22 protein-coding genes are annotated in these 22,041 nt (G+C 61.4%); 19 read left to right on the top strand and 3 right to left on the bottom strand.

The window, feature by feature from the left end:
- Positions 1–140: 140 nt before the first annotated feature.
- Positions 141–1,178 (bottom strand): dienelactone hydrolase family protein, encoded by a 1,038-nt coding sequence (locus C5L10_RS26865; RefSeq protein WP_105432155.1) that lies wholly within the window; start codon positions 1,176–1,178, stop codon positions 141–143.
- Positions 1,179–1,301: 123 nt separating this feature from the next.
- Between C5L10_RS26865 and C5L10_RS26860 the strand changes: the two genes are divergently transcribed.
- The 3 genes from C5L10_RS26860 to murJ all read left to right on the top strand — a co-directional run bounded on the left by C5L10_RS26860 (position 1,302) and on the right by murJ (position 6,876).
- On the top strand, positions 1,302–2,333 hold the full coding sequence (locus tag C5L10_RS26860; protein ID WP_105432154.1) for an AraC family transcriptional regulator: 1,032 nt from the start codon (positions 1,302–1,304) through the stop codon (positions 2,331–2,333).
- A 112-nt stretch (positions 2,334–2,445) separates the two neighbouring features.
- Complete coding sequence (locus C5L10_RS26855) at positions 2,446–5,283, top strand: [protein-PII] uridylyltransferase (protein ID WP_105432153.1); 2,838 nt, start codon at positions 2,446–2,448, stop codon at positions 5,281–5,283.
- Positions 5,284–5,307: 24 nt separating this feature from the next.
- Complete coding sequence (gene murJ, locus C5L10_RS26850; RefSeq protein ID WP_105432152.1) at positions 5,308–6,876, top strand: murein biosynthesis integral membrane protein MurJ; 1,569 nt, start codon at positions 5,308–5,310, stop codon at positions 6,874–6,876.
- Here murJ and C5L10_RS26845 read toward each other — a convergent pair.
- Positions 6,873–7,313, bottom strand: coding sequence for a DUF882 domain-containing protein (locus C5L10_RS26845; protein WP_046630444.1), 441 nt, complete (start codon positions 7,311–7,313; stop codon positions 6,873–6,875). The genes murJ and C5L10_RS26845 overlap by 4 nt on opposite strands.
- Before the next feature lie 375 nt (positions 7,314–7,688).
- Here C5L10_RS26845 and C5L10_RS26840 point away from each other — a divergent pair, with 375 nt between their 5' ends.
- The 16 genes from C5L10_RS26840 (at position 7,689) to trmB (ending at position 21,768) form a co-directional block, all read left to right on the top strand.
- The gene (locus C5L10_RS26840; RefSeq protein ID WP_105432151.1) at positions 7,689–8,087 is read left to right on the top strand and encodes a VOC family protein; all 399 of its coding nucleotides are present in this window, start codon (positions 7,689–7,691) and stop codon (positions 8,085–8,087) included.
- A 97-nt stretch (positions 8,088–8,184) separates the two neighbouring features.
- Positions 8,185–9,249, top strand: coding sequence for a tryptophan--tRNA ligase (trpS, locus tag C5L10_RS26835; protein WP_105432150.1), 1,065 nt, complete (start codon positions 8,185–8,187; stop codon positions 9,247–9,249).
- Between the two features lie 134 nt (positions 9,250–9,383).
- Positions 9,384–9,863 (top strand): universal stress protein, encoded by a 480-nt coding sequence (locus tag C5L10_RS26830; RefSeq protein WP_038539180.1) that lies wholly within the window; start codon positions 9,384–9,386, stop codon positions 9,861–9,863.
- Between the two features lie 115 nt (positions 9,864–9,978).
- Positions 9,979–10,545, top strand: a complete 567-nt coding sequence (locus C5L10_RS26825; protein WP_105432149.1) for a NifU family protein — start codon at positions 9,979–9,981, stop codon at positions 10,543–10,545.
- 18 nt (positions 10,546–10,563) lie between these two features.
- Positions 10,564–11,229, top strand: coding sequence for a tRNA (adenosine(37)-N6)-threonylcarbamoyltransferase complex dimerization subunit type 1 TsaB (gene tsaB / locus C5L10_RS26820; protein WP_105432148.1), 666 nt, complete (start codon positions 10,564–10,566; stop codon positions 11,227–11,229).
- A 17-nt stretch (positions 11,230–11,246) separates the two neighbouring features.
- Positions 11,247–11,741, top strand: coding sequence for a GNAT family N-acetyltransferase (locus C5L10_RS26815; protein ID WP_046631496.1), 495 nt, complete (start codon positions 11,247–11,249; stop codon positions 11,739–11,741).
- Positions 11,742–11,782: 41 nt separating this feature from the next.
- Positions 11,783–12,211, top strand: a complete 429-nt coding sequence (locus tag C5L10_RS26810; protein WP_046603134.1) for a Fur family transcriptional regulator — start codon at positions 11,783–11,785, stop codon at positions 12,209–12,211.
- The gene (locus C5L10_RS26805; RefSeq protein WP_105432147.1) at positions 12,208–13,011 is read left to right on the top strand and encodes a 1-acyl-sn-glycerol-3-phosphate acyltransferase; all 804 of its coding nucleotides are present in this window, start codon (positions 12,208–12,210) and stop codon (positions 13,009–13,011) included. The genes C5L10_RS26810 and C5L10_RS26805 overlap by 4 nt, the downstream gene beginning before the upstream one ends.
- Positions 13,012–13,054: 43 nt before the next feature.
- Positions 13,055–14,467, top strand: coding sequence for a tRNA (N6-isopentenyl adenosine(37)-C2)-methylthiotransferase MiaB (miaB, locus tag C5L10_RS26800; RefSeq protein ID WP_105432146.1), 1,413 nt, complete (start codon positions 13,055–13,057; stop codon positions 14,465–14,467).
- A 25-nt stretch (positions 14,468–14,492) separates the two neighbouring features.
- The gene (locus C5L10_RS26795; protein WP_046630458.1) at positions 14,493–15,548 is read left to right on the top strand and encodes a PhoH family protein; all 1,056 of its coding nucleotides are present in this window, start codon (positions 14,493–14,495) and stop codon (positions 15,546–15,548) included.
- A gap of 18 nt (positions 15,549–15,566) precedes the next feature.
- Complete coding sequence (gene ybeY, locus C5L10_RS26790) at positions 15,567–16,076, top strand: rRNA maturation RNase YbeY (RefSeq protein ID WP_046630460.1); 510 nt, start codon at positions 15,567–15,569, stop codon at positions 16,074–16,076.
- 9 nt (positions 16,077–16,085) lie between these two features.
- Positions 16,086–17,270 carry a hemolysin family protein gene (locus C5L10_RS26785; RefSeq protein ID WP_046630461.1) on the top strand — a complete coding sequence of 395 codons (1,185 nt, stop codon included), beginning with the start codon at positions 16,086–16,088 and terminating at the stop codon, positions 17,268–17,270.
- A gap of 95 nt (positions 17,271–17,365) precedes the next feature.
- The gene (gene lnt / locus C5L10_RS26780) at positions 17,366–18,967 is read left to right on the top strand and encodes an apolipoprotein N-acyltransferase (protein WP_105432145.1); all 1,602 of its coding nucleotides are present in this window, start codon (positions 17,366–17,368) and stop codon (positions 18,965–18,967) included.
- Positions 18,968–19,119: 152 nt separating this feature from the next.
- Positions 19,120–19,536, top strand: a complete 417-nt coding sequence (locus tag C5L10_RS26775; protein ID WP_037079404.1) for a helix-turn-helix domain-containing protein — start codon at positions 19,120–19,122, stop codon at positions 19,534–19,536.
- A 186-nt stretch (positions 19,537–19,722) separates the two neighbouring features.
- The gene (metK, locus tag C5L10_RS26770) at positions 19,723–20,982 is read left to right on the top strand and encodes a methionine adenosyltransferase (protein WP_046630465.1); all 1,260 of its coding nucleotides are present in this window, start codon (positions 19,723–19,725) and stop codon (positions 20,980–20,982) included.
- An 84-nt stretch (positions 20,983–21,066) separates the two neighbouring features.
- Positions 21,067–21,768 (top strand): tRNA (guanosine(46)-N7)-methyltransferase TrmB, encoded by a 702-nt coding sequence (gene trmB / locus C5L10_RS26765; protein WP_105432144.1) that lies wholly within the window; start codon positions 21,067–21,069, stop codon positions 21,766–21,768.
- Positions 21,769–21,772: 4 nt separating this feature from the next.
- On the opposite strand, the gene C5L10_RS26760 is transcribed toward trmB, so the two are convergent.
- On the bottom strand, positions 21,773–22,030 hold the full coding sequence (locus C5L10_RS26760) for a DUF1150 family protein (protein ID WP_046630469.1): 258 nt from the start codon (positions 22,028–22,030) through the stop codon (positions 21,773–21,775).
- Between the last annotated feature and the right edge of the window lie 11 nt (positions 22,031–22,041).

Here is a 22,041-nt window from a genome sequence, read left to right as displayed (position 1 = left end):
CGGGCAACAACGACGCAATCTGCGCCCACTGCACATCGCTCAATTCATACCGTCTGGCTGCCACCCGCAGACCTCCGCGTTGAACACGGGAGCCTATGAATCAGCCTTCAGGCGATTTGGGAATCCTATGTCGATCGGTCCTAACGCTCGACTAGCGTTTTCCGGAGAAACACGGCGATCTTGAAGAACATCTGCCGGTGCAGGATTTCGCGCGGGATGTCGCCGCCATCGTCGCAGAGGGGATCTTCCTCGCCGTAGGCCTTCAGAACCTCGCGGCCGTCAGGATTGCAGACGGCGAGAAAACTCAGGTGAACCGCGTCGGGAATGGCCGCGTACTCGGCCCCTGGGATCTGCTTGACGAGTTCATCAGCCCGCACCGCCTTTGGGACCTCGACGCCCTCTCCGAGGTTGACGATGAGCGTCGGGATGCCGATCGCCTTCGCGCTGTCGGCCTGATAGGCCGGCGCCAGACCGGGATCAACGGCGACCAGCGCCGAGAGGCGCGGGTCCTTGTAGCTGCCGTCGAAAGTCTCGCGGTCGACCTTGGAAAAATCCACGCCTCCCCGTCTGAACCAGGCGCAGTCCGATTCCGGAGCGCTCATCGTTGCGCAATAGGCCTGGTAGTCGGCAAGCGATCCGCGTGCCCCTGCCGAAAGCATCAGGGTCGTACCACCCAGCGAAAAGCCGATGCCGCCGATACGGCCCGGATCCACCAGCTTCGACCATTGCGGATCGGCGAGTATCGCATCGATCAGCGCCGTTACGTCCTTCGGCCGGTCCCAGATCTTGAAACTCTCGATCGGAATGGAATCGCCGGACGTGCTGTGTATGTGATTTGGAGCCGCGACGATGAAGCCGTTTTCGGCAAGCTGCGTCGAAAGCCAACCGAGCGCCGACGCATTGCCGCCCGAGCCGTGGCTGAGGATCACCAATGGGAATTTCTCTGCCACCGGCGTCGCATTGCGCCTGGCCGGCACGCCCGTCCACAGTGCATCGGCACCGAGCGTATATGGGTCGCCATCTGCCTTTGCCGGATAGGTGATCAGCACGCGTTCGGGGACGCCGCGATGTGGCGGATTGATCGTGATCCAGGTCGTACCGGCTTCGAAGGCCGATGCCGATAGCGGCAATGCAAGCAGCGGCACGACAAGCGAGAGAAGGCGGAGAGTAGAGGGCATGATTGGCTCCTGCGGGGCTCGTTGAGACCTCGCAACAAAGCCTTCGATCCGCATGCCTTTCGACCTCGAACGTGATAAAGGCCATCAAGATCATGATTTAGGCCGCTTTTACCGGGGCTCCACGTGCTGTCCGTTCCCTTGCCCTTTCTTGCCGGCCTTGTTTTCGCGCTGACGCTCTACCGCAGCCTGAAGGGCGTCGACGCGCCCGGATCGCGTCGTTATTTCTTCGCTTTCCTCATCCTCTATGCCCTGCAGGGTGTGATCGTCGGCCTGCATTTCGGCTATGGCGTCAAGGCGCTCGCACCGGTCCAGCCGGTGACCGCCGCGCTCATGCCGCCGCTTGCCTTCCTGGCCTTCCGAGCATTGATGGACGAACGCCTCGACCGGCCCTGGCTGCATATCCTGCCGCCTCTGCTCGTCGCCGCCGCCGTCGGTTTCCTCCGCGTTCTCGTTGATCCCCTGCTGCTGGCGATCTTCTTCGGTTATGGCATCGCGCTCTGGCGTCTCACGCTCTCGGGCGGCGCCGACGTCATGGCGGAGGCTTCACTTCCGCGCATGGGGCCGGCTCTGCGCGCCGCTCGTTTGACCGCTGGGCTGATGCTGTTTTTCGCCGCGAGTGATGCCTCGCTGGCGGCCTACACGAGTATCTACGGCTCAGGCGATGTACCGTTGGCTGTCACAATGATGAACCTCACGGTGATCGCCGCCGTGATCGTCTATTATTTCGCCCCCGATTTCTCGCAGCCCAAACCGACAGCCGTTCCCCCCGCACTCAAGCCGACCGAAGAAGACAAGGCCACGTTATCCCTTGTCGAGGCGGCCCTGGAGGAGGGGGAGCTTTACAGGAGCGAAGACCTGAGCCTTGCCAGGCTCGCCCGCAAGGCGAGGCTTCCGGCCCGTGAGGTCTCTGCCGCCATCAATCGGGTGACCGGGCTGAATGTCTCGCAGTTCGTCAACGACCGCCGCGTCGCCGAGGCCTGCCGCCTTCTGCGGGAAACCGAGCGGACGGTGATCCAGATCATGCTGGACGTCGGGTTTTCGACGAAATCGAACTTCAATCGGGAATTCCGTCGGGTGACGGGGACGAACCCCAAGCAGTGGAGGGCCGAGGCAAGGACCGCACAAGACGCCGGTGCCAGAAAAATATCGGCTTGAACTTCGATGCAGGAAGCAACAACTTTGAAACGTCCGATGATGATAATCGTTGGTCAAGGTGCCTCAAAACGATTATAGCCTCCCTCCGCAGGCCGGGCACCGGCAGGATAACATGGCCAGACACGACATCGATTTTTCTGAACTTCTCGACGTGGCCCGTCTTCGGGGCGATTGCAGGGCGATCGTCAAGGACAAGGATCGCCCCCAGCTCGAATTGCGGGCGGCACTTCTGCCGTTGCTGCGCCGGGCAAGCGTCGAGGGCCGCGAAAAGGCCCGCCAGCTCCTTTCCAAGGACGGCAGCGGGCTGAATTGCGCCCGCCGCATCTCCTGGCTCCAGGACCAGCTGATCCGTGTTCTCTACGAGACGATTGCCGAGGGCTTCTATAGCGAGGGCACGGATATCGCCGTGGCGGCCGTCGGCGGGTACGGCCGCGATACGCTGGCGCCTGGTTCGGACATCGATCTCCTGTTCCTGCTGCCTCCCCGAAATACCGAGACCATGCGCAAGGCCGTCGAGTTCCTGCTCTATGTGCTGTGGGACATGGGCTTCAAGGTCGGTCATGCGACCCGCACCGTCGAAGAATGCATCCGGCTGTCCAAGACCGACATGACGATCCGCACCGCCATTCTCGAAAGCCGTTACATCTGCGGCCGCGAGGCGCTGGTGAACGACCTCGAGAGCCGTTTCGACAAGGAAATCGTCGCCGATACCGGTCCGGAATTCATCGCCGCCAAGCTTGCCGAGCGCGACAATCGCCACGAGAAGGCCGGCGATACGCGCTATCTGGTCGAGCCCAACGTCAAGGAAGGCAAGGGCGGCCTGCGCGACCTTCACACCCTCTTCTGGATCGCCAAATATTATTACCGGGTTCGCGAAACAACCGAGCTCGTCAAGGTGGGCGTTCTTTCCCGGGAGGAAGCGCGCTCGTTCGAAAAGGCCGACGACTTCCTTTGGGCGGTGCGCTGCCAGATGCATTTCCTGACCGGCAAGGCCGAGGAGCGTCTCTCCTTCGATATCCAGCGCGAGATCGCCGAGAGCCTCGGTTATCACTCGCGCCCCGGCCTCTCCGCGGTCGAGCGCTTCATGAAGCACTATTTCCTCGTGTCGAAGAATGTCGGCGATCTGACCCGCATTCTCTGCGCCGCGCTGGAGGAACAGCAGGCGAAGGCAGCACCCGGCCTTACAAACCGCGTCATCTCACGCTTCACCAAACGCCTCCACAAGATCCCCGGCACCGTGGAATTCGTCGTGGATCGCGGCCGCATCACGCTTGCCGATCCGAACGTCTTCAAGCGCGACCCGGTCAATATCATCCGGTTTTTCCATGTGGCCGATATCAACGGGCTGGAGCTCCATCCCGATGCCCTGAAGCGCATGACCCGCTCGCTCTCGCTGATCGACAACGATGTACGCGAGAACGAGGAGGCCAACCGGCTTTTCCTCTCGATGCTGACCTCGCGGCGTGATCCGGCGCTGATGCTGCGCCGGATGAACGAGGCAGGCGTGCTCGGCCGCTTCATTCCGGAGTTCGGCAAGGTGGTCGCGATGATGCAGTTCAATATGTATCATCACTATACGGTCGACGAGCATCTGATCCGCTCCGTCGAGGCGCTGTCGGAAGTGGACAAGGGCAAGGCTGCCGATATCCACCCGCTTGCCAACAAGGTGATGCCGAGCGTCGAAGAGCGCGAGGCGCTTTACGTCGCCGTGCTGCTTCACGACGTTGCCAAAGGCCGCCAGGAGGATCATTCGATCGCAGGCGCCCGCATCGCGCGCAAGATCTGCCCGCGTCTCGGGCTCAATGCCAAGCAGACCGAACTCGTTGTCTGGCTGATCGAAGTGCATCTCCTGATGTCGATGACGGCTCAGACCCGCGACCTGCACGACCGCAAGACGATCACCGACTTCGCCGAAAAGGTGCAGTCGATGGACCGGCTGAAGCTGCTCTTGATCCTGACCATCTGCGATATCCGCGCCGTTGGCCCGGGTGTGTGGAACGGCTGGAAAGGCCAGCTGCTGCGCACGCTCTACTACGAGACAGAGCTGCTGCTCTCTGGCGGCTTTTCGGAAGTGTCGCGCAAGGAGCGCGCCAAGGTCGCCGAGGAGGAGCTCGTCAAGGCATTGGCCGACTGGAGCGCCAAGGACCGCCGCACCTATTCGAAACTGCACTACCAGCCCTACCTCCTGTCGGTCTCGCTAGACGACCAGGTCCGCCATACGAAGTTCCTCCGAGACACGGACAAGGCAGGCCAGGCGCTCGCCACCATGGTGAGGACCGACAGTTTCCACGCCATCACCGAGATCACCGTCCTGGCGCCGGACCATCCCCGCCTGTTGTCGATCATCGCCGGCGCCTGCGCCGCGGCGGGCGCCAACATCGCCGATGCGCAGATCTTCACGACCTCGGACGGGCGGGCGCTCGATACCATTTTGATCAACCGGGAATTCCCGGTGGACGAGGACGAATTGCGCCGCGCCGGTACGATCAGCCGGATGATCGAGGACGTGCTGTCGGGTAAGAAGCGGCTGCCGGAAGTCATCGCGACGCGTGCCAAGTCCCGCAAGCGCAACAAAACCTTCACCATTCCGCCGTCGGTCATTCTCTCGAACGGCCTGTCGAACAAGTTCACGGTCATCGAGGTGGAATGCCTCGACCGCACCGGCCTGCTTGCGGATATCACCGCCGTGCTCGCCGATCTCTCGCTCGACATCCATTCGGCACGCATCACCACCTTCGGCGAAAAGGTCATCGATACCTTCTATGTCACCGATCTCGTCGGCCAGAAGGTCGTCAACGAGAACCGCCAGGGCAATATCGCCGCGCGGCTGAAGGCTGTGATGTCCGAGCAGGAGGACGAACTCAGAAGCGGCATGCCGATGGGCATGATCGCGCCGGCCCCCAATCCGGACCAGGCGTCCCAGCCGCGCAAGTCCAAGGCCAGCGTATGAGTTTCGTCCGATGAGCCCTTCCCGATGAGCCTAGTCCGGAAATTCGCTACAGTCGGCGGAGCGACCCTCGGCAGCCGGATTTTCGGTTTTGCGCGCGAGACCTTCATGGCGGCGGCGCTCGGCACCGGCCCGATGGCCGACGTCTTTTATGCGGCCTTCCGCTTCCCCAACCTCTTCCGCCGGCTGTTTGCCGAGGGCGCCTTCAACGCCGCTTTCGTACCGCTGTTTTCGAAAGAGATCGAGGCGAACGGCGTCGAGGGCGCCAAGCGCTTTTCGGAAGAGGTTTTCGGCGTTCTCTTCTCTGCCTTGATGATTATCACCATCGTCATGGAACTGATGATGCCATGGCTGGTGGAATGGATCATCGCACCGGGATTCGCTGACGATCCCGAAAAGACCTCCATCACCATCCGCTTAGCAGCGGTGATGTTTCCCTATCTGATGTGCATGTCGCTGACGGCGATGATGAGCGGCATGCTCAATTCGCTGCATCACTTCTTTGCGGCCGCCATCGCCCCGATCTTCCTGAACGTGGTGATGATCGGGGCGCTGCTCTACGGCCTCTGGATCCATGCCGATCCGCTGACCATCGCCTGGTATCTTTCCTGGAGCGTTCTGGCCGCCGGCATACTGCAGCTCGCCGTGGTCTATGCCGGGGTTCGCCATGCCGGCATCAACATCGGCTTCCGCCGCCCCAGGATGACGCCGAACGTCAAGCGCCTTCTGGTGCTGGCCGTACCGGCCGCCGTCACCGGCGGCATCACCCAGATCAACCAGATCATCGGCCAGGCGATCGCCTCCGGCAAGGAAGGCGCGATCGCCGCCCTCCAATATGCCGACCGCATCTACCAGCTTCCGCTCGGTGTGGTCGGCGTCGCCGTCGGTGTCGTGCTCCTGCCGGAACTTGCGCGTGCCTTGAAGGGCGGGCATCTCAAGGAAGCCGCCAATACCCAGAACCGTTCGATCGAATTTGTGCTGTTCCTGACGCTTCCGGCCGCAGCCGGGCTCTGGATCCTGTCGGACGCGATCATTCGCGTGCTTTACGAGCGCGGCGCCTTCTCCGCCGAAAACACCTCGGTCGTCGCTGGAATCCTTGCGATCTATGGCATAGGTCTGCCGGGCTTCGTGCTGATCAAGGCGCTGCAGCCCGGCTTTTATGCTCGCGAGGACACCAGGACGCCGATGCGTTTCACCATGCTCTCGGTCGTCATCAATTCCGGCCTGGCGATTTCGCTTTTCCCGCTGATCGCCGAGCGCGGCATCGCGACTGCCGAGGCAGCTGCGGGCTGGACGAATACCATCCTGCTGTTCACGACGCTCGTCTGGCGCGGCCATCTCACCTGGGAATGGGCACTCGCGAGGCGTACGGGCCTGCTGCTCGTCTCGACCGCGATCATGTCCGCAGCGCTGATCTATGCGCTCCGCCATGCCGGCCCGTGGCTGGCCCCGGATGCCCTGCTGATCCATCAGGCCGCGGCTCTCTCCGGCCTGCTTGTCCTGGCGATGGCCGTCTATTTCGCCTGCGCTTTCCTGATCGGCGGCGCCGACATCGGCATGATACGCCGGAACATCAAGCGGAAGCCTAAGGCCTAAGCCCGCTTGCGCCGCCCGCAATATGCCCACCGGCGTTTCGGCCCGACATCCACATGGACGATACCGTTGCAATAGCGGCCGATGCCGCCGATGCCGGGTGCGCTGGCCGCAGCGGCAAGGATCGCTCGCTCCGATACGCCCGGTACCCGGATGTCGGCCGCATAACAATGACTATGCTGCGACCTGCCCGAATGCGGCCGATGGCCGGACGTGACCATCGGTTTGTGGCCGGTCTGTCGCGCGATATGCGCAAGGATGGCCCCCAATTTTTCCGGAAAGCAACTCGTGCGAACGCTGACCCGCTGCACGGTAAAGAAGGCTGAATAATCGTGCTTGAAGGAAGTACTTCTTCGCTTTTGGCTTTCGCCAGCTTCTGCGGTGACATTCAGGCCTAGCGCCAATAGGCAGGAAAGCGCGACGCGAAATATGATGCGCATGGGGATCCCCCGAGGACAGACCGTGTCGTTCATGACCGGTTAACCGTGGTACGCTTGGGTATTTCCTTTCCAAAAGGGGCGCGAATAAGGAGACTTTTGCTCAGAAATGGGATTATGGCTGCCTAAAAGACTAACGCCCGTTAATCTTTTCGGAGGGGTCCCAGGAAAAATTTTTCCTTTAGGAGTATTGACGTAGGCGAGATGCTCCCAAAGAGGTAACCCTTTCCCGGCCCTACCTCGAATGGCTATGGTGGTGGTTCTTTTGTCGTTGTAGTGGTCCGGCAGGCGCCCTGAGCGGCTCTTCCACCCTTGCCAAGACCGCGTTCACCCGCAATTTCTGGTCGGCTGAAAGTCAATCGAGTCCGGAGTTTTTTGATGCCCGTTCAATCGCTGTTTCTGGTGGCCCTGATTGTCGACGACTACGACCGGGCCAAGGATTTTTATTGCGGCGCCCTCGGCTTCGACTGCCTGGAGGACAGCGTGCAGCCGGAGGGCAAGCGTTGGGTCGTGGTGAAGCCGAAGGGCGGCGAGGGCGCGGCGCTGCTATTGGCTAAGGCCGCCACCGACACGCAGAAGGCGGCAATCGGCAACCAGACCGGCGGCCGGGTCGGCTTCTTCCTGAAAACGGACGATTTCGTCCGCGATCATGCCGCCATGACCGCCAAAGGCGTCCGTTTCCTCGAGGAGCCGCGCCATGAGGTTTACGGGTCGGTGGCGGTGTTTGCCGATCCCTACGGCAACACCTGGGATCTGATTGAACACGCGGCCCGCTGATGCTCTTGATCCTCCGCGCTTCGCCGTGCATAAGCCCGCGCGTTAGCAACATGACCCTTCGGGTCTGGGGCCCTCCACCAGCCTAATTGAGGACGATATGAATACCTTCAAGCCGCTTGTCTTTTCCGGCGTCCAGCCGACCGGCAATCTCCATCTCGGCAACTACCTCGGCGCGATCCGCAAATTCGTGGCGCTGCAGGAAAATAACGACTGCATCTATTGCGTCGTCGATCTGCACGCGATCACCGCCCAGCTCGTCCATGACGACCTGCGGGGACAGATCCGCTCGATCGCCGCCGCCTTCATCGCCTCGGGTATCGATCCGAAGAAACATATCGTCTTCAATCAGTCGGCCGTGCCGCAGCACGCGGAGCTTGCCTGGGTCTTCAATTGCGTCGCCCGCATCGGCTGGATGAACCGCATGACCCAGTTCAAGGACAAGGCCGGCAAGGATCGCGAGAACGCCTCGCTCGGCCTGCTCGCCTATCCGAGCCTGATGGCCGCCGACATTCTCGTCTACCGCGCCACCCACGTGCCGGTCGGCGACGACCAGAAGCAGCACCTGGAACTCGCCCGCGATATCGCCCAGAAGTTCAACATCGACTTCCAGGAGAAGATCCGCGCCGCCGGCACCGGCGTCGACATGGTCGTCGGCGAGGAGCCGATCCATGGTTTCTTCCCACTGGTCGAGCCGTTGATCGAGGGGCCGGCGCCACGCGTCATGTCGCTGCGTGACGGCACCAAGAAGATGTCGAAATCCGACCCGTCGGATCTGTCGCGCATCAACCTGATGGACGAGCCGGAAGAGATCGCCAAGAAGATCCGCAAGGCCAAGACCGATCCGGAGGGCCTGCCGAGCGAACTCGAAGGCCTCAAGGGCCGCCCGGAAGCCGACAACCTCGTCGGCATCTATGCAGCCCTTGCGGACAGGACCAAGGCCGACGTTCTCGCGGAATATGGCGGCCAGCAGTTTTCGGTCTTCAAGCCCGCGCTGGCCGACCTCGCCGTGCACGTGCTCGCGCCGATCACATCGGAAATGCGCCGGCTGATGGACGACACGACCCATATCGACGCCATCCTCAAGGACGGTGGCGAGCGCGCCCGCGCCCGTGCCGAGAAGGTCATGGGAGACGTCTTCGACATCGTCGGTTTCCTGCGCTGAGACTATCGGCGCTCTCAAGTCACGCAAGGATTGCATACCCGTCACGACATTCGTGGCGGGTTTTCATTTTTTTCGGTTGGTATAAGTTCCGCATCACGACTGCTTGGGTCGTCTACATGCGAAGGAGGGGCGGCATGGTATCGAAACGGCTTTCGCGGCTTGAAGGGCACCGGCGCAAGTTCATGGCCGTCATCGACGGCACGCCGGAATGTGAAAAGGCGGTCCACTATGCCGGGCGTCGCGCCAAGAACTCCAATGGCGGTCTCGTCCTGCTTTTCGTCATTCCCGAAGGCGATTTCCAGCAATGGCTGGGCGTCGAGCAGATCATGCGTGCCGAGGCCCGCGAAGAAGCGGATGCGGTGATGGCCAAGGCCGCCCAGAAGGTGCGCGATACGATCGGCATCGATCCGGAAATCGTCATCCGCGAAGGTAACGCCAGCGAACAGATCATCCAGCTGGTCGAGGAAGACCGCGACATTGCGGTCCTCGTGCTGGCGGCCGGCTCCACCAAGGAAGGGCCGGGACCCCTGGTGTCCGCCGTTGCTGCCTTCCCGATTCCCGTCACCGTGTTGCCCGACACGCTGACGGCCGAGGAAATTGACGCCCTGGCCTGATTGCGGACTTGATCTTGCGCAGGCAAAGGAGCACTTGAACGAAAAGCTGATACGGCTTATCTTCTTTTGAAGAGTTCTAAATTTGCGAGGGGCGCCGTGCCCCAGGAGAGACGAGATGTTCATTCAGACGGAAGCCACCCCCAACCCGGCGACCCTGAAGTTCCTGCCCGGCAAAGTCGTCATGGAAAAAGGCACCGCCGATTTCCGCAACGCCGGCGAGGCGGAAGCATCACCGCTGGCCGAGCGCCTGTTCGGCATCTCCGGCGTCACCGGCGTCTATTTCGGTTACGACTTCATCACCGTCACCAAGGACAGCGCCGAATGGCAGCACCTGAAGCCGGCGATCCTCGGCTCGATCATGGAGCATTTCATGTCCGGCGCGCCGGTCATGGGCGGTACGTCCACGCTTGCTGAAGCATCCGACATCGAAGGCGAGTTCTTCGACGAGGACGACGAAACGATCGTCGCGACGATCAAGGAACTGCTTGAAACCCGCGTCCGCCCGGCCGTCGCCCAGGATGGCGGCGACATTACCTTCAAGGGTTTCCGCGACGGCACGGTCTACCTCAACATGAAGGGTGCATGCTCCGGCTGCCCGTCTTCCACGGCGACGCTGAAGCACGGGGTGCAGAACCTGCTCAAGCATTTCGTTCCGGAAGTGCAGGCCGTCGAAGCGCTCTGAGCCCGCCGGCACCGTTGAATGATTGTTCTCACCATCGATACCGCCGGGGTGGATTGCTCCGCAGCGCTCTATGACAGCGCCGCGGGCAAAGTGCTGTCTGAAGTCACCGAGACGATCGGCAAGGGCCATGCCGAACGGCTGATGTCGGTCATCGACGAAGCGCTCGCTGCAGCCGGTCTTCCCCTCAAAGCCGTCGAGCGTGTTGCAGTCGTCATCGGCCCCGGCTCTTTCACCGGCATTCGCGTCGGTGTTGCCGCCGCCCGTGGTTTCGCGCTCGCGCTCGGTGTCGAATCGGTCGGCGTGACAACGCTCGAGGCCCTAGCGGTCAAGTTTCTTGGCGAACACCCCGGCCAGCCGGTCGTTGTTGCCATGGATGCCAAGCGCAACGAGGTCTATACCCAGGCGTTTTCCGCCAATGGCGAGGCGTTGAGCCAACCCGCAGCACTTTCGCCAGAGGATGCTTCGGAACTTGCCAAGTCCCTCTCGGCGGTGATGACCGGCTCCTGGGTAGAGCATTCCCTTGGCAAGGGAGTGGCCGAACATGACGGGCGGGACCGTTTCGATATTGCCGTGGTCGCCCGCATCGCCGCTGAAAAACCTGTGGATGCGCAACGCCCCAAACCATTGTATCTTCGTGGACCAGATGCGAAACCGCAGACCGGTTTTGCCCTTGCCCGTTCGTGAATGCACAGACTGCGCCGATGCTCGACGATTACCTGACCTGGAAGCCGTATTTCGAAGTCGTGCCGATGGAGGCAAGCGATTGCCGGGAGATCTCCGAGCTGCATGGCCAGCGATTTCCGCGCCAATGGAGTGACGGCGAATTCCAGAACCTGCTCCTGCAGCAAAATGTCTTCGGTTTTGTCGCGCGTCAGACCAATGCGTTTTTCTCCAAGCCGCTCGGCGGTTTCGTTCTGTCGCGGGAAGCGGCCGGAGAGGCGGAGATCCTGACGGTCGCCATTAACGAGAAATACGGCCGGGTGGGCCTCGGCTGGCGTCTGATGCAGGCCGCCCTGCGCGAGGCGGCGGCGCGCGGCGGTGAGAGCATGTTTCTGGAAGTGGAGGCGGCCAATCGCCCGGCTGTCGAGCTTTACCGCAAGCTCGGTTTCCAGAAAGTCGGCGAGCGCCCCGCCTATTATGCCGGGCCGGACGGGACGCGATCCACGGCGCTTGTCATGAGCCGAGTTCTTCGTTAGTCCGTTACTTTCTACGGGAACGTTTCGAAGGCCAAAACGACATGACAGACCTTTCCAAGACCCTGGAGGAGCTGTGTGCCGAGAAAGGCATGCGAATGACGGATCAACGCCGCGTGATCGCGCGTATACTGCAGGAGTCCGTTGACCATCCGGATGTCGAGGAACTCTATCGCCGCTCCTCCAAGGTCGATCCGCGTATCTCCATCTCGACGGTCTACCGCACGGTAAAATTGTTCGAGGACGAAGGGATCATCGAACGTCACGATTTCCGCGACGGCCGCTCGCGTTACGAGACCGTGCCCGAGGAACATCATGACCATATGATCGATCTCAACACCGGCAATGTCATCGAGTTCCGCTCGGCCGAAATCGAGGCGCTGCAGGAACGCATTGCCCGGGAGCATGGATTCCGTCTCGTCGGCCACCGGCTGGAGCTCTACGGCATCCCGCTGGACAAGGACGATAAGTGATTACTTGGGCGCGGATCGGCTTCGTTTTCGTTGCTCTTTTCGCAGTTACGCTGGTCCTGTTGCCGTTTCAGCTCCTCGGCCTCGCCTTCGACCTCAAGATCCGCCGCTATATCCCGCGCTACTGGCATAAGACTGCCTGTTTTCTGCTTGGCATCCGCATTCATGTCCACGGAACACCGGATCGCCGCCGGCCGCTGATGCTTGCCTGCAATCATGCCTCGTGGAAGGACATTCTGGTGCTCGGCGCAATCGCCGACGTGGTCTTCATTGCCAAGATGCAAGTGTCGGAATGGCCGGTCTTCGGCACGCTCGCCAAGCTGCAGAAAAGCATCTTCGTCGCTCGCGAGCAGAAGCGCCGCACCGGAGATCAGGTGAACGAGATCGCCGAGCGCATGGCAGCCGGCGAAATCGTCGTGCTTTTTCCCGAGGGCACCACTTCCGACGGCAACCGGCTTCTGGAGGTCAAGTCATCGCTGTTCGGCGCTGCTGCTGCCGCGGTACAGCGCACGCCGGAAGGCGTCGTGCATATCCAACCGGTGGCGATCGCCTATACCCGCGTCCACGGCATGGCCATGGGGCGTTATCATCGGCCGATCGCGGCGTGGCCAGGCGATATCGAACTCGTGCCGCATCTGCTTGGCGTCCTGAAGGAAGGCGCGCTCGACGTGGACGTCGGCTTCGGGGAAACGGTCGATTTCCGCGCCGGCGATAACCGCAAGCACCTGAGCATGGCCGTGACGAGCCGGCTTCGGCGCATGCTGATCCGCCATCTGCGGGGTCGTGATTACGAAGCGCTTTAGGAAACGCTTCATTTCCGGGTCTTCTTGCGGTATGGAGCGAGCCATGAACGAACACGTCTCTCTTTCCGTGCCCGCCGACGAGCCGGCCCAGCGCCCGAATTCCCGCAAGGTCTTCATCAAGACCTACGGCTGCCAGATGAATGTCTATGATTCAGGCCGCATGAGCGATGCGCTGGCAGGCGAAGGTTACGTGCCGACCGAAGAGATGGGGGAAGCCGACCTCATCCTCCTCAACACCTGTCACATCCGCGAGAAGGCCGCCGACAAGGTCTATTCCGCGCTCGGGCGTCTTCGCGACATGAAGAAGGCACGCGCTGCCGAGGGCCGGGAGTTGATGATCGGCGTCGCCGGCTGCGTCGCCCAGGCGGAAGGCGAGGAAATCATCCGCCGCGCCCCGGCCGTCGACGTGGTGATCGGCCCCCAGACCTATCATCGCCTGCCGGAAGCGCTGAGGCGCGCCCGCGGCGGCAAGCCTGTCGTCGACACCGAATATGCGGTCGAGGACAAGTTCGACCACCTGCCGGTTACCGAGAAGGCGAAGATCCGCGCCCGCGGCGTTACCGCTTTTCTCACGGTTCAGGAAGGCTGCGACAAGTTCTGCACCTTCTGCGTCGTGCCCTATACGCGCGGGTCGGAAGTCTCCCGTCCCGTCCAACAGATCGTCGACGAAGCCTGGCGGCTCGTCGATGGCGGCGTGCGCGAGATCACGCTGCTCGGCCAGAACGTCAATGCCTGGCGTGCGGAAGGCCCCAAAGGCGGCGAATGGAGCCTCGGCGACCTGCTTTATCGCCTGGCGGAAATCCCGGGCCTCGCACGTTTGCGTTACACGACCAGCCATCCGCGCGACATGGATGACCGGCTGATCGAGGCCCATCGCAACCTGCGCACCCTGATGCCCTACCTGCATCTGCCGGTTCAGGCCGGTTCGGACCGCATTCTGAAAGCCATGAACCGCCGCCACACGGGTGCAGAATATCTGCGCCTGATCGAGCGCATCCGCGATGCCCGGCCGGATATCGCCATCGCCGGCGATTTCATCGTCGGTTTCCCCGGCGAGACGGACAAGGACTTCGAAGATACGCTGCGCCTTGTCGAGGACGTGAACTACGCCCAGGCCTATTCCTTCAAATATTCGACCCGTCCCGGCACGCCCGGCGCCGACCTCGGCGATCAGGTGCCGGAAGCGGTGAAGGCGGAGCGGTTGGAAAGATTGCAGGCCCTGCTCTTGAAACAGCAGGCCGAATTCGCCAAATCCTGTGTCGGAAAAGTCATCGACCTGTTGCTGGAAAAGCCCGGTCGCATGCCAGGACAGATAATCGGACGTTCTCCCTGGCTTCAATCTGTGAATGTTGATGCAAAAACATCGCAAATCGGTGACATTATCCAGGTACGAATCAGTGGAACCGGCCCGAACAGCTTGTTTGCCGACCCGGCAGGGAGTTTAATAGGAGCCTGAGCTAACATCGAGGAGCTTGCCCTACTTGAACGGACGTGAATTGGTTTCTTCATCCGCGCGCCACCCCCGCACCGCCGCTACCGACGCCAATCACTTTGTCCTGACGTTCGAGAACAATAGGTTCGCCAGCGAGCTTTTCGGTCAGTTCGATCAAAATCTCAAACTTCTCGAAGAGCGGCTTCACATCGATGCCAGGGCACGCGGCAATTCGGTGGCCATCTCCGGCGATCTGACGGCGACCAACCAGGCGCGCCGGGCGCTGGATTTCCTCTACGAACGCATCCAGAAAGGCGGCTCGGTCGACACTTCCGATGTCGACGGTGCGATCCGCATGGCGCAGGCGGCCGACGACCAGCTGCAGCTGCCGACGCTGGAGAAAAAAGCCAAGCTCTCCATGAGCCAGATTTCCACCAAGAAGAAGACGGTCGTCGCGCGCACTCCCACCCAGGACGCCTATATGCGGGCGCTGGAACGGTCGGAGCTTGTCTTCGGCGTCGGACCGGCCGGTACCGGCAAGACCTATCTCGCCGTCGCTCATGCCGCCCAGCTTTTGGAGCGCGGGGCTGTCGATCGCATCATCCTGTCGCGTCCGGCCGTAGAAGCCGGCGAGCGCCTGGGCTTTCTGCCCGGCGACATGAAGGACAAGGTCGACCCCTATCTGCGGCCGCTCTATGACGCTCTCTACGACATGATGCCGGGCGACAAAGTGGAGCGGGCGATTACCGCCGGCGTCATCGAAATCGCGCCGCTCGCTTTTATGCGCGGCCGTACGCTCGCAAACGCCGCCGTCATCCTCGACGAGGCGCAGAACACCACGTCGATGCAGATGAAGATGTTCCTGACCCGTCTCGGCGAAAATGCCCGGATGATCATCACCGGCGACCCGAGCCAGGTCGATCTTCCACGCGGCGTGAAGTCAGGCCTCGTGGAAGCGCTTCAGATCCTGAAGGGCGTCGAGGGCATTTCGGTGATCCGCTTCAAGGATACCGACGTGGTCCGCCATCCGCTGGTCGGCCGCATCGTACGGGCCTATGATGCGCAATATGCCGTCCACGAGGAGAGCGAGGAAGGCGACCGGTAACGGTCGGCTCCAAACCTTATGCCCCAACTCGACATACAGATCAGCATTGAAGACGAGGGCTGGCCCGAAGAGCCGACCCTTTTGTCCTTAAGCAAAAAAACGCTTGGCGCGGCGGCCGAATTCCTGGCGGGCCAGGAAAAACAGCCATTCCCGAAAACTGCCCCGGAATTGTCGCTGGTCTTTACCGACGACGCCGCGATCAAGGAAATCAACGCCGAGTGGCGCGGCAAGGACAAACCGACCAACGTGCTGTCTTTCCCGGCTTTTCCGCTCGAACCGGGCAAGATGCCAGGCCCAATGCTCGGCGATATCGTCATCGCTCGCGAGACGGTTGAGCGGGAAGCGGTTGATCTCGATAAAAGTTTCGAGGATCATCTGACCCATCTGCTCGTCCACGGTTTCCTGCATCTGTTCGGCTACGACCATATGCAGACGGACGAAGCGGAAAGAATGGAAGCGTTGGAGACTCGCATTTTGGCTACCCTTGGCCTATCTGACCCCTATGCGGGGCAAGACCCGATAGTATAGTCTGGACCAATGAACGACTTTTCGACAAACCCGACCCGTGAGGGCAAGGACGCCGACTCGAGTTCCTCGGAAGAGGGCAGTAGTCCGTCTCGAGCGGAAGCCCAAAAACACCAAAGCTCTTTCTGGTCGCGCGCCGTGAGGCTACTCAGGCCGTCGCAGGGCGAGAAGCTCCGCGAGGACCTTGCCGATGCGCTGATGACCGACACCAATATCAGCAATGCCTTCTCGCCCGAGGAACGGGCGATGCTGCACAACATTCTCCGGTTCCGCGAGATTCGCGTCGAAGACATCATGGTGCCGCGCGCCGATATCGAGGCGGTCGACATGACCATGACGATCGGCGAACTGATGATCCATTTCGAGGAAACCGGCCGCTCGCGCATGCCTGTCTACAGCGACACGCTCGATGATCCGCGCGGCATGGTCCATATCCGCGACCTCCTGTCCTATCTGGCCAAGCAGGCGCGCAACAAACGCCGCACCAGCGCGCGCGCCGCACCCGCCCAGCCGATGCCGCTTGCCACCGACAAGCCGGAAAAGGCGGAAAAGACCGTGCGCACCCCGCGGCCTGCCTTCGACCTCGGCCGTGTCGACCTTGAGCAGACGGTTGCCGAAGCCGGACTGATCCGCAAGATCCTGTTCGTGCCACCCTCGATGCTCGCCTCCGACCTCATGCAGAGCATGCAGGCCGCCCGCACCCAGCTCGCGCTCGTCATTGACGAGTACGGCGGGACAGACGGTCTCGTCACCCATGAGGATATCGTCGAGATGGTGATCGGCGACGTCGAGGACGAACATGACAATGAAGAGGTCATGTTCTCCCGCACCAGCGAGGACGTCTTCGTCGCCGATGCGCGTATCGAACTGGAGGAGATCGCCAAGGCGATCGGTTCCGATTTCGACATTCGCGACCGTCTCGAAGACGTCGATACCCTGGGCGGCCTGATCTTCTCCGCGCTCGGCCGTATTCCGGTGCGCGGCGAAGTGGTGCAGGCGGTTCCCGGCTTCGAATTCCAGATTCTGGAGGCCGATCCTCGTCGCATCAAGCGCGTCCGGATCCTGCGCAAGCGGACGCTCGCGCGCCGCCGCCAGAAAGGGGAGGGCGAAATGCTGCTCACCGATCAGACGCCGACGACTGCCCTGCTGCCGGCACCATCCGCTCAGGATACCGACCGGCGCAATCACCAGGCCTGAATGATCCCTGAGGTGTCCGCCTCTTTGACCTCACGACAAGCCCGCCATTTTTTGAAAGACTGCAGCCGCTGATTCGGGGGCGGAAGGGAACATAGATGGAGCGGCTGGCGGGCAGGATCATGCTTCTCTGGGGCTTCCCGCGCGTCGCCGTCGCTTTTCTCGCAGGAGCGATCGGTGCGCTCGCCCTGCCGCCCTTCGGCTTCTTCGCGGCGCTTTTCATCTCCTTCACGCTGCTCGTCTGGCTGATGGACGGTTCGACCGGCAATCCGGATGGGGGACGGTTCGCGCGGTTCCGGTCGGCCTTCTGGATCGGCTGGGTCTTCGGTTTCGGCTATTTCGTCGCCGGCCTCTGGTGGCTCGGCAACGCGCTTCTGGTGGAAGCGGACGAATTTGCCTGGGCGCTGCCGCTCGCGGTTCTTGGCCTGCCTGCCTATCTCGCCCTCTTTTACGGTCTCGCGACGGCGATCGCCCGGATCTTCTGGTCGGATGGTTTCGGGCGGATGGCCTCGCTCGCCTTCGGCTTCGGTCTTGCCGAATGGCTTCGCGGCTTCGTCGCCACCGGCTTTCCCTGGAATGCGGTCGGATATGGCGCCATGCCCATGCCGCTGATGATGCAGTCCGCAGCCGTGCTCGGTATTTTCGGCGTGACGGTTCTCTCTGTCTTCGTGTTTTCGGCACCCGCCCTGATCGGCACAAAAAAAGGCATGCGGACCGGACTGACGCTCGCCGTCCTGCTGTTTGCCGCCCATCTGGGTTATGGCGCCTATCGTCTCCACATCGCCGACGCCGTGCCGGCTCCAGCCGCCGACAATCAGCCGATCGTCCGCATCGTTCAGCCGGTCATCGACCAGGCGCGAAAACTGGACGATGCCGAACGGGCGGCGATCTTCGAGGAACATCTTGCGTTGTCGGCTTTGCCGCCCGAGAACGGTGGCAAGCGGGCGGACATCATCGTCTGGCCCGAAACCTCGGTGCCCTTCATTCTGACCCAGAACCCCGATGCGCTGACCCGCATCGCCGAGGTACTGCAGGATGGCCAGGTTCTGATTACCGGCGCGGTCCGTTCGGAAGATGCGGGCGCGGGCTTCGCGCCGCGTTTTTACAATTCCATCTATGTGATCGACAGCAAAGGCCAGATCGTATCGGCCTCCGACAAGCTGCATCTCGTCCCCTTCGGGGAATATGTTCCCTATGAGGATCTCCTGCGCAATCTCGGCATACCCGATGCCATCGCCATGCCGGGCGGCTTCAGTGCCGCGCCGGTGCGGGCCATGCTGACGCTGCCAGGGGGCAGGACCTTCTATCCGCTGATCTGCTACGAGGCGATCTTCCCCGACGAGATCGGGCCGGATGTGGAGCGGGCGAGCGCGCTTCTGAATGTTACCAATGACGGCTGGTTCGGAGCGACGCCGGGGCCGTATCAGCACTTCCAGCAGGCTCGAATCCGCGCCGTCGAAAACGGCCTGCCGTTGATTCGCGGAGCAAATACCGGCATTTCAGCGGTTGTTGACCCCTTCGGGAGGCTGATCCGGGGTTTGGACTATAATCAAAAAGGCGTGATGGACGCAACCTTGGGAAGTATTTCCATCCCGCATTGGGATGTAAATGCTCGGGAACAGCACTTCTGGTTGGTTCTTGCATTGATGTTGTTGATTGCAGCCATCTCGCGCGCTGGTTTTAATTTTCGGACGAATTGACCAAAAACCCCTAAAATTGCATAGTGGTCGCAGCCTTTCGTCTCGCCATATGCTTCAAACGTTGAGCCTGTTGTGACCAGCCGCACGAAGTGTATCTCCACACGCAGACCGGGTTGTGAGGATTGAACAACAAACGTCGTCAGGACACCGTTATGATTGAAAACAAAAAGAAGCCGAACCCGATCGATATTCACGTCGGGAGCCGAATTCGCCTTCGCCGGACCATGCTCGGAATGAGCCAGGAAAAGCTCGGTGAAAGCCTTGGCATTACGTTCCAGCAGATTCAGAAATACGAAAAAGGCACGAACCGCGTCGGCGCGAGCCGTCTGCAGAACATCTCCAGCATTCTCAACGTGCCGGTCTCCTTCTTCTTCGAAGATGCGCCGGGCGATCAGGGCGGTCAGGGCGGCATGGCGGAAGCCTCAAGCTCCAACTACGTGGTCGATTTCCTCTCCTCCTCCGAAGGCCTGCAACTGAACCGGGCCTTCGTGAAGATTTCGGACCCGAAAGTTCGCCGGCGTGTGGTAGATCTCGTAAAGGCCCTGGCAGCAGATGCCGAGGTCGAATAAGGCTCATTGATATCAGCACAGAAGCGGCCTCCGGGCCGCTTTTTTGTTGCCCGCACCGAAGCATCGGGGTGTTGCGGGAATGCCAGACTTGTAGACATAAAGATATATTTATGTCGTTGTACGCTTGTGTTTGTCGATGGAAATCACTAACACAGGTGCGTTCGTTTCTTTGAGGGGAATCCCGTAATGCGCGCAAGTTATCTGTTCACCAGCGAGTCCGTTGCCGAGGGCCATCCGGACAAGGTTTGTGATCGTATCTCCGATGAAATTGTAGATCTTGTGTACCGCGAAGCGGCCAAGACCGGCGTCGATCCCTGGACCGTGCGCATTGCCTGCGAAACGCTGGCAACCACGAACCGTGTCGTCATTGCCGGCGAAGTCCGCCTGCCGCCGAGCCTGATGAAGAAGGACAAGGACGGCAAGGACGTCATCAATCCCTCGAAGTTCAAGTCGGCCGCCCGCAAGGCGATCCGCGACATCGGTTACGAGCAGGAAGGCTTCCACTGGAAGACGGCCAAGATCGACGTGCTGCTGCATTCCCAGTCTGCCGATATCGCACAGGGTGTTGACAGCGCTGCCGACAAGCAGGGCGACGAAGGTGCCGGCGACCAGGGCATCATGTTCGGTTACGCCTGCAAGGAAACTCCGGACCTCATGCCGGCGCCGATCTATTATTCCCACAAGATCCTGCAGCTTCTCGCAATCGCCCGCAAGAAGGGCGAGGGTGACGCCGGCAAGCTCGGCCCGGATGCCAAGAGCCAGGTGACTGTACGCTACGAGAACGGCAAGCCGGCCGCCGTCGACTCGATCGTTCTTTCCACCCAGCACCTCGACGAGAGCTGGGACTCCAAAAAGGTCCGCCAGGTCGTCGAACCCTACATCCGCGAAGCGCTCGGCGACCTGCCGATCGCCAAGGATTGCAAGTGGTACATCAATCCGACCGGCAAGTTCGTCATCGGCGGCCCGGATGGTGACGCAGGCCTTACCGGCCGCAAGATCATCGTCGACACCTACGGTGGCGCGGCTCCCCACGGCGGCGGCGCATTTTCCGGCAAGGACACGACCAAGGTCGACCGTTCGGCCGCTTACGCAGCCCGGTATCTGGCGAAGAACGTCGTTGCTGCCGGCATTGCCGACCGCTGCACCCTCCAGATTTCCTACGCAATCGGCATCGCCCAGCCGCTGTCGATCTATGTCGACCTGCACGGCACCGGCAAGGGCGTGACGGAAGACCAGGTGGAAGCCGCCATCCGCAAGGTCATGGACCTGTCGCCGACCGGTATCCGCCGCCATCTCGACCTCAACAAGCCGATCTATGCCAAGACGTCCGCTTACGGCCACTTCGGCCGCAAGGCCGGCCGCGACGGCTCCTTCTCCTGGGAGAAGACCGATCTGGCGAAGCCGCTCAAGGATGCGCTGAAGGAAGAGACCCTAAAGGCTGCCTGATCGGCCTTTACGGATAGCTCTGTAAAACTGTAAAGCGGGTGCCTCCTGACGGAGACGCCCGCTTTTATAATGAGAGACCAGCCTATGACCGAACCGCAGCACCCGAGCCGCAGCACCGAAGCCTTCTTCGGGCGCCGCAAGGGCAAGCAGCTCCGCGAACGCCAGGCGGAGGGGATGGCGACATTGCTGCCCGCGCTGAAGCTCGATCTTCAGGCGCCGGCGCCGGCGGTGCTTTCGGAGATATTTCCGATACCGGTCGAGGAACTGCGGCTGGAGATCGGCTTCGGCGGCGGCGAGCATCTGGTCCACCGTGCGCGGGAGAATCTGAAAACCGGCTTCATCGGCGTCGAGCCTTTCGTCAATTCCATGGCGAAGCTTCTGTCGCGCGTCGACGAACTGGGGCTCAAGAATATCCGGGTCTATGACGACGACGCCACGCAGGTTCTGGACTGGCTGCCGGATGCATCGCTCGATCGCATCGACCTGCTCTATCCGGACCCGTGGCCGAAGCGAAAACATTGGAAAAGGCGGTTTGTGTCTGCGGTCAATCTCGACCGCTTCCACCGCGTGCTGAAGCCGGGCGGTATGTTCCTGTTCGCATCCGACATCGACACCTATGTCAACTGGACGCTGACCCATTGCCGCGACCATGGCGGTTATCAATGGCAGGCGGAGCAATCTTCCGACTGGCTGACGCCCTTCGCCGGCTGGCCGGGTACGCGATACGAGAACAAGGCCCGCCGAGAAGGTCGTTCCTCGGCCTATCTGACGTTCAGGAAAGCCTGAAAGGTCAGTGCAGGCTGACGGTCTTCAGGTCGTCTTCAGCAGCCTTGAAGAAGGTGCTGGAGCGATTGTCGGTCAAAAGAATCGGCGTGCCATCTGCGCCGAACAGGGCCCAAAGATCGAGACTGGGATCGATATCCGGGGCTTCAGGGAAGCAGCGGGACACTTCTTCCGACCGCATCTTGCGAATGTATCCGACCTCTCCAGCGCCCAGATGAGCAAGTTCGGACTGCGTCAAACGCGTATTCGCTTCTTTCAGGAGCATTCCAGCCTCCA

The sequence above is a fragment of the Neorhizobium sp. T6_25 genome (assembly GCF_002968555.1).
GTDB lineage: Bacteria > Pseudomonadota > Alphaproteobacteria > Rhizobiales > Rhizobiaceae > Neorhizobium.
This window is presented reverse-complemented; position numbering and strand designations above follow the sequence as displayed.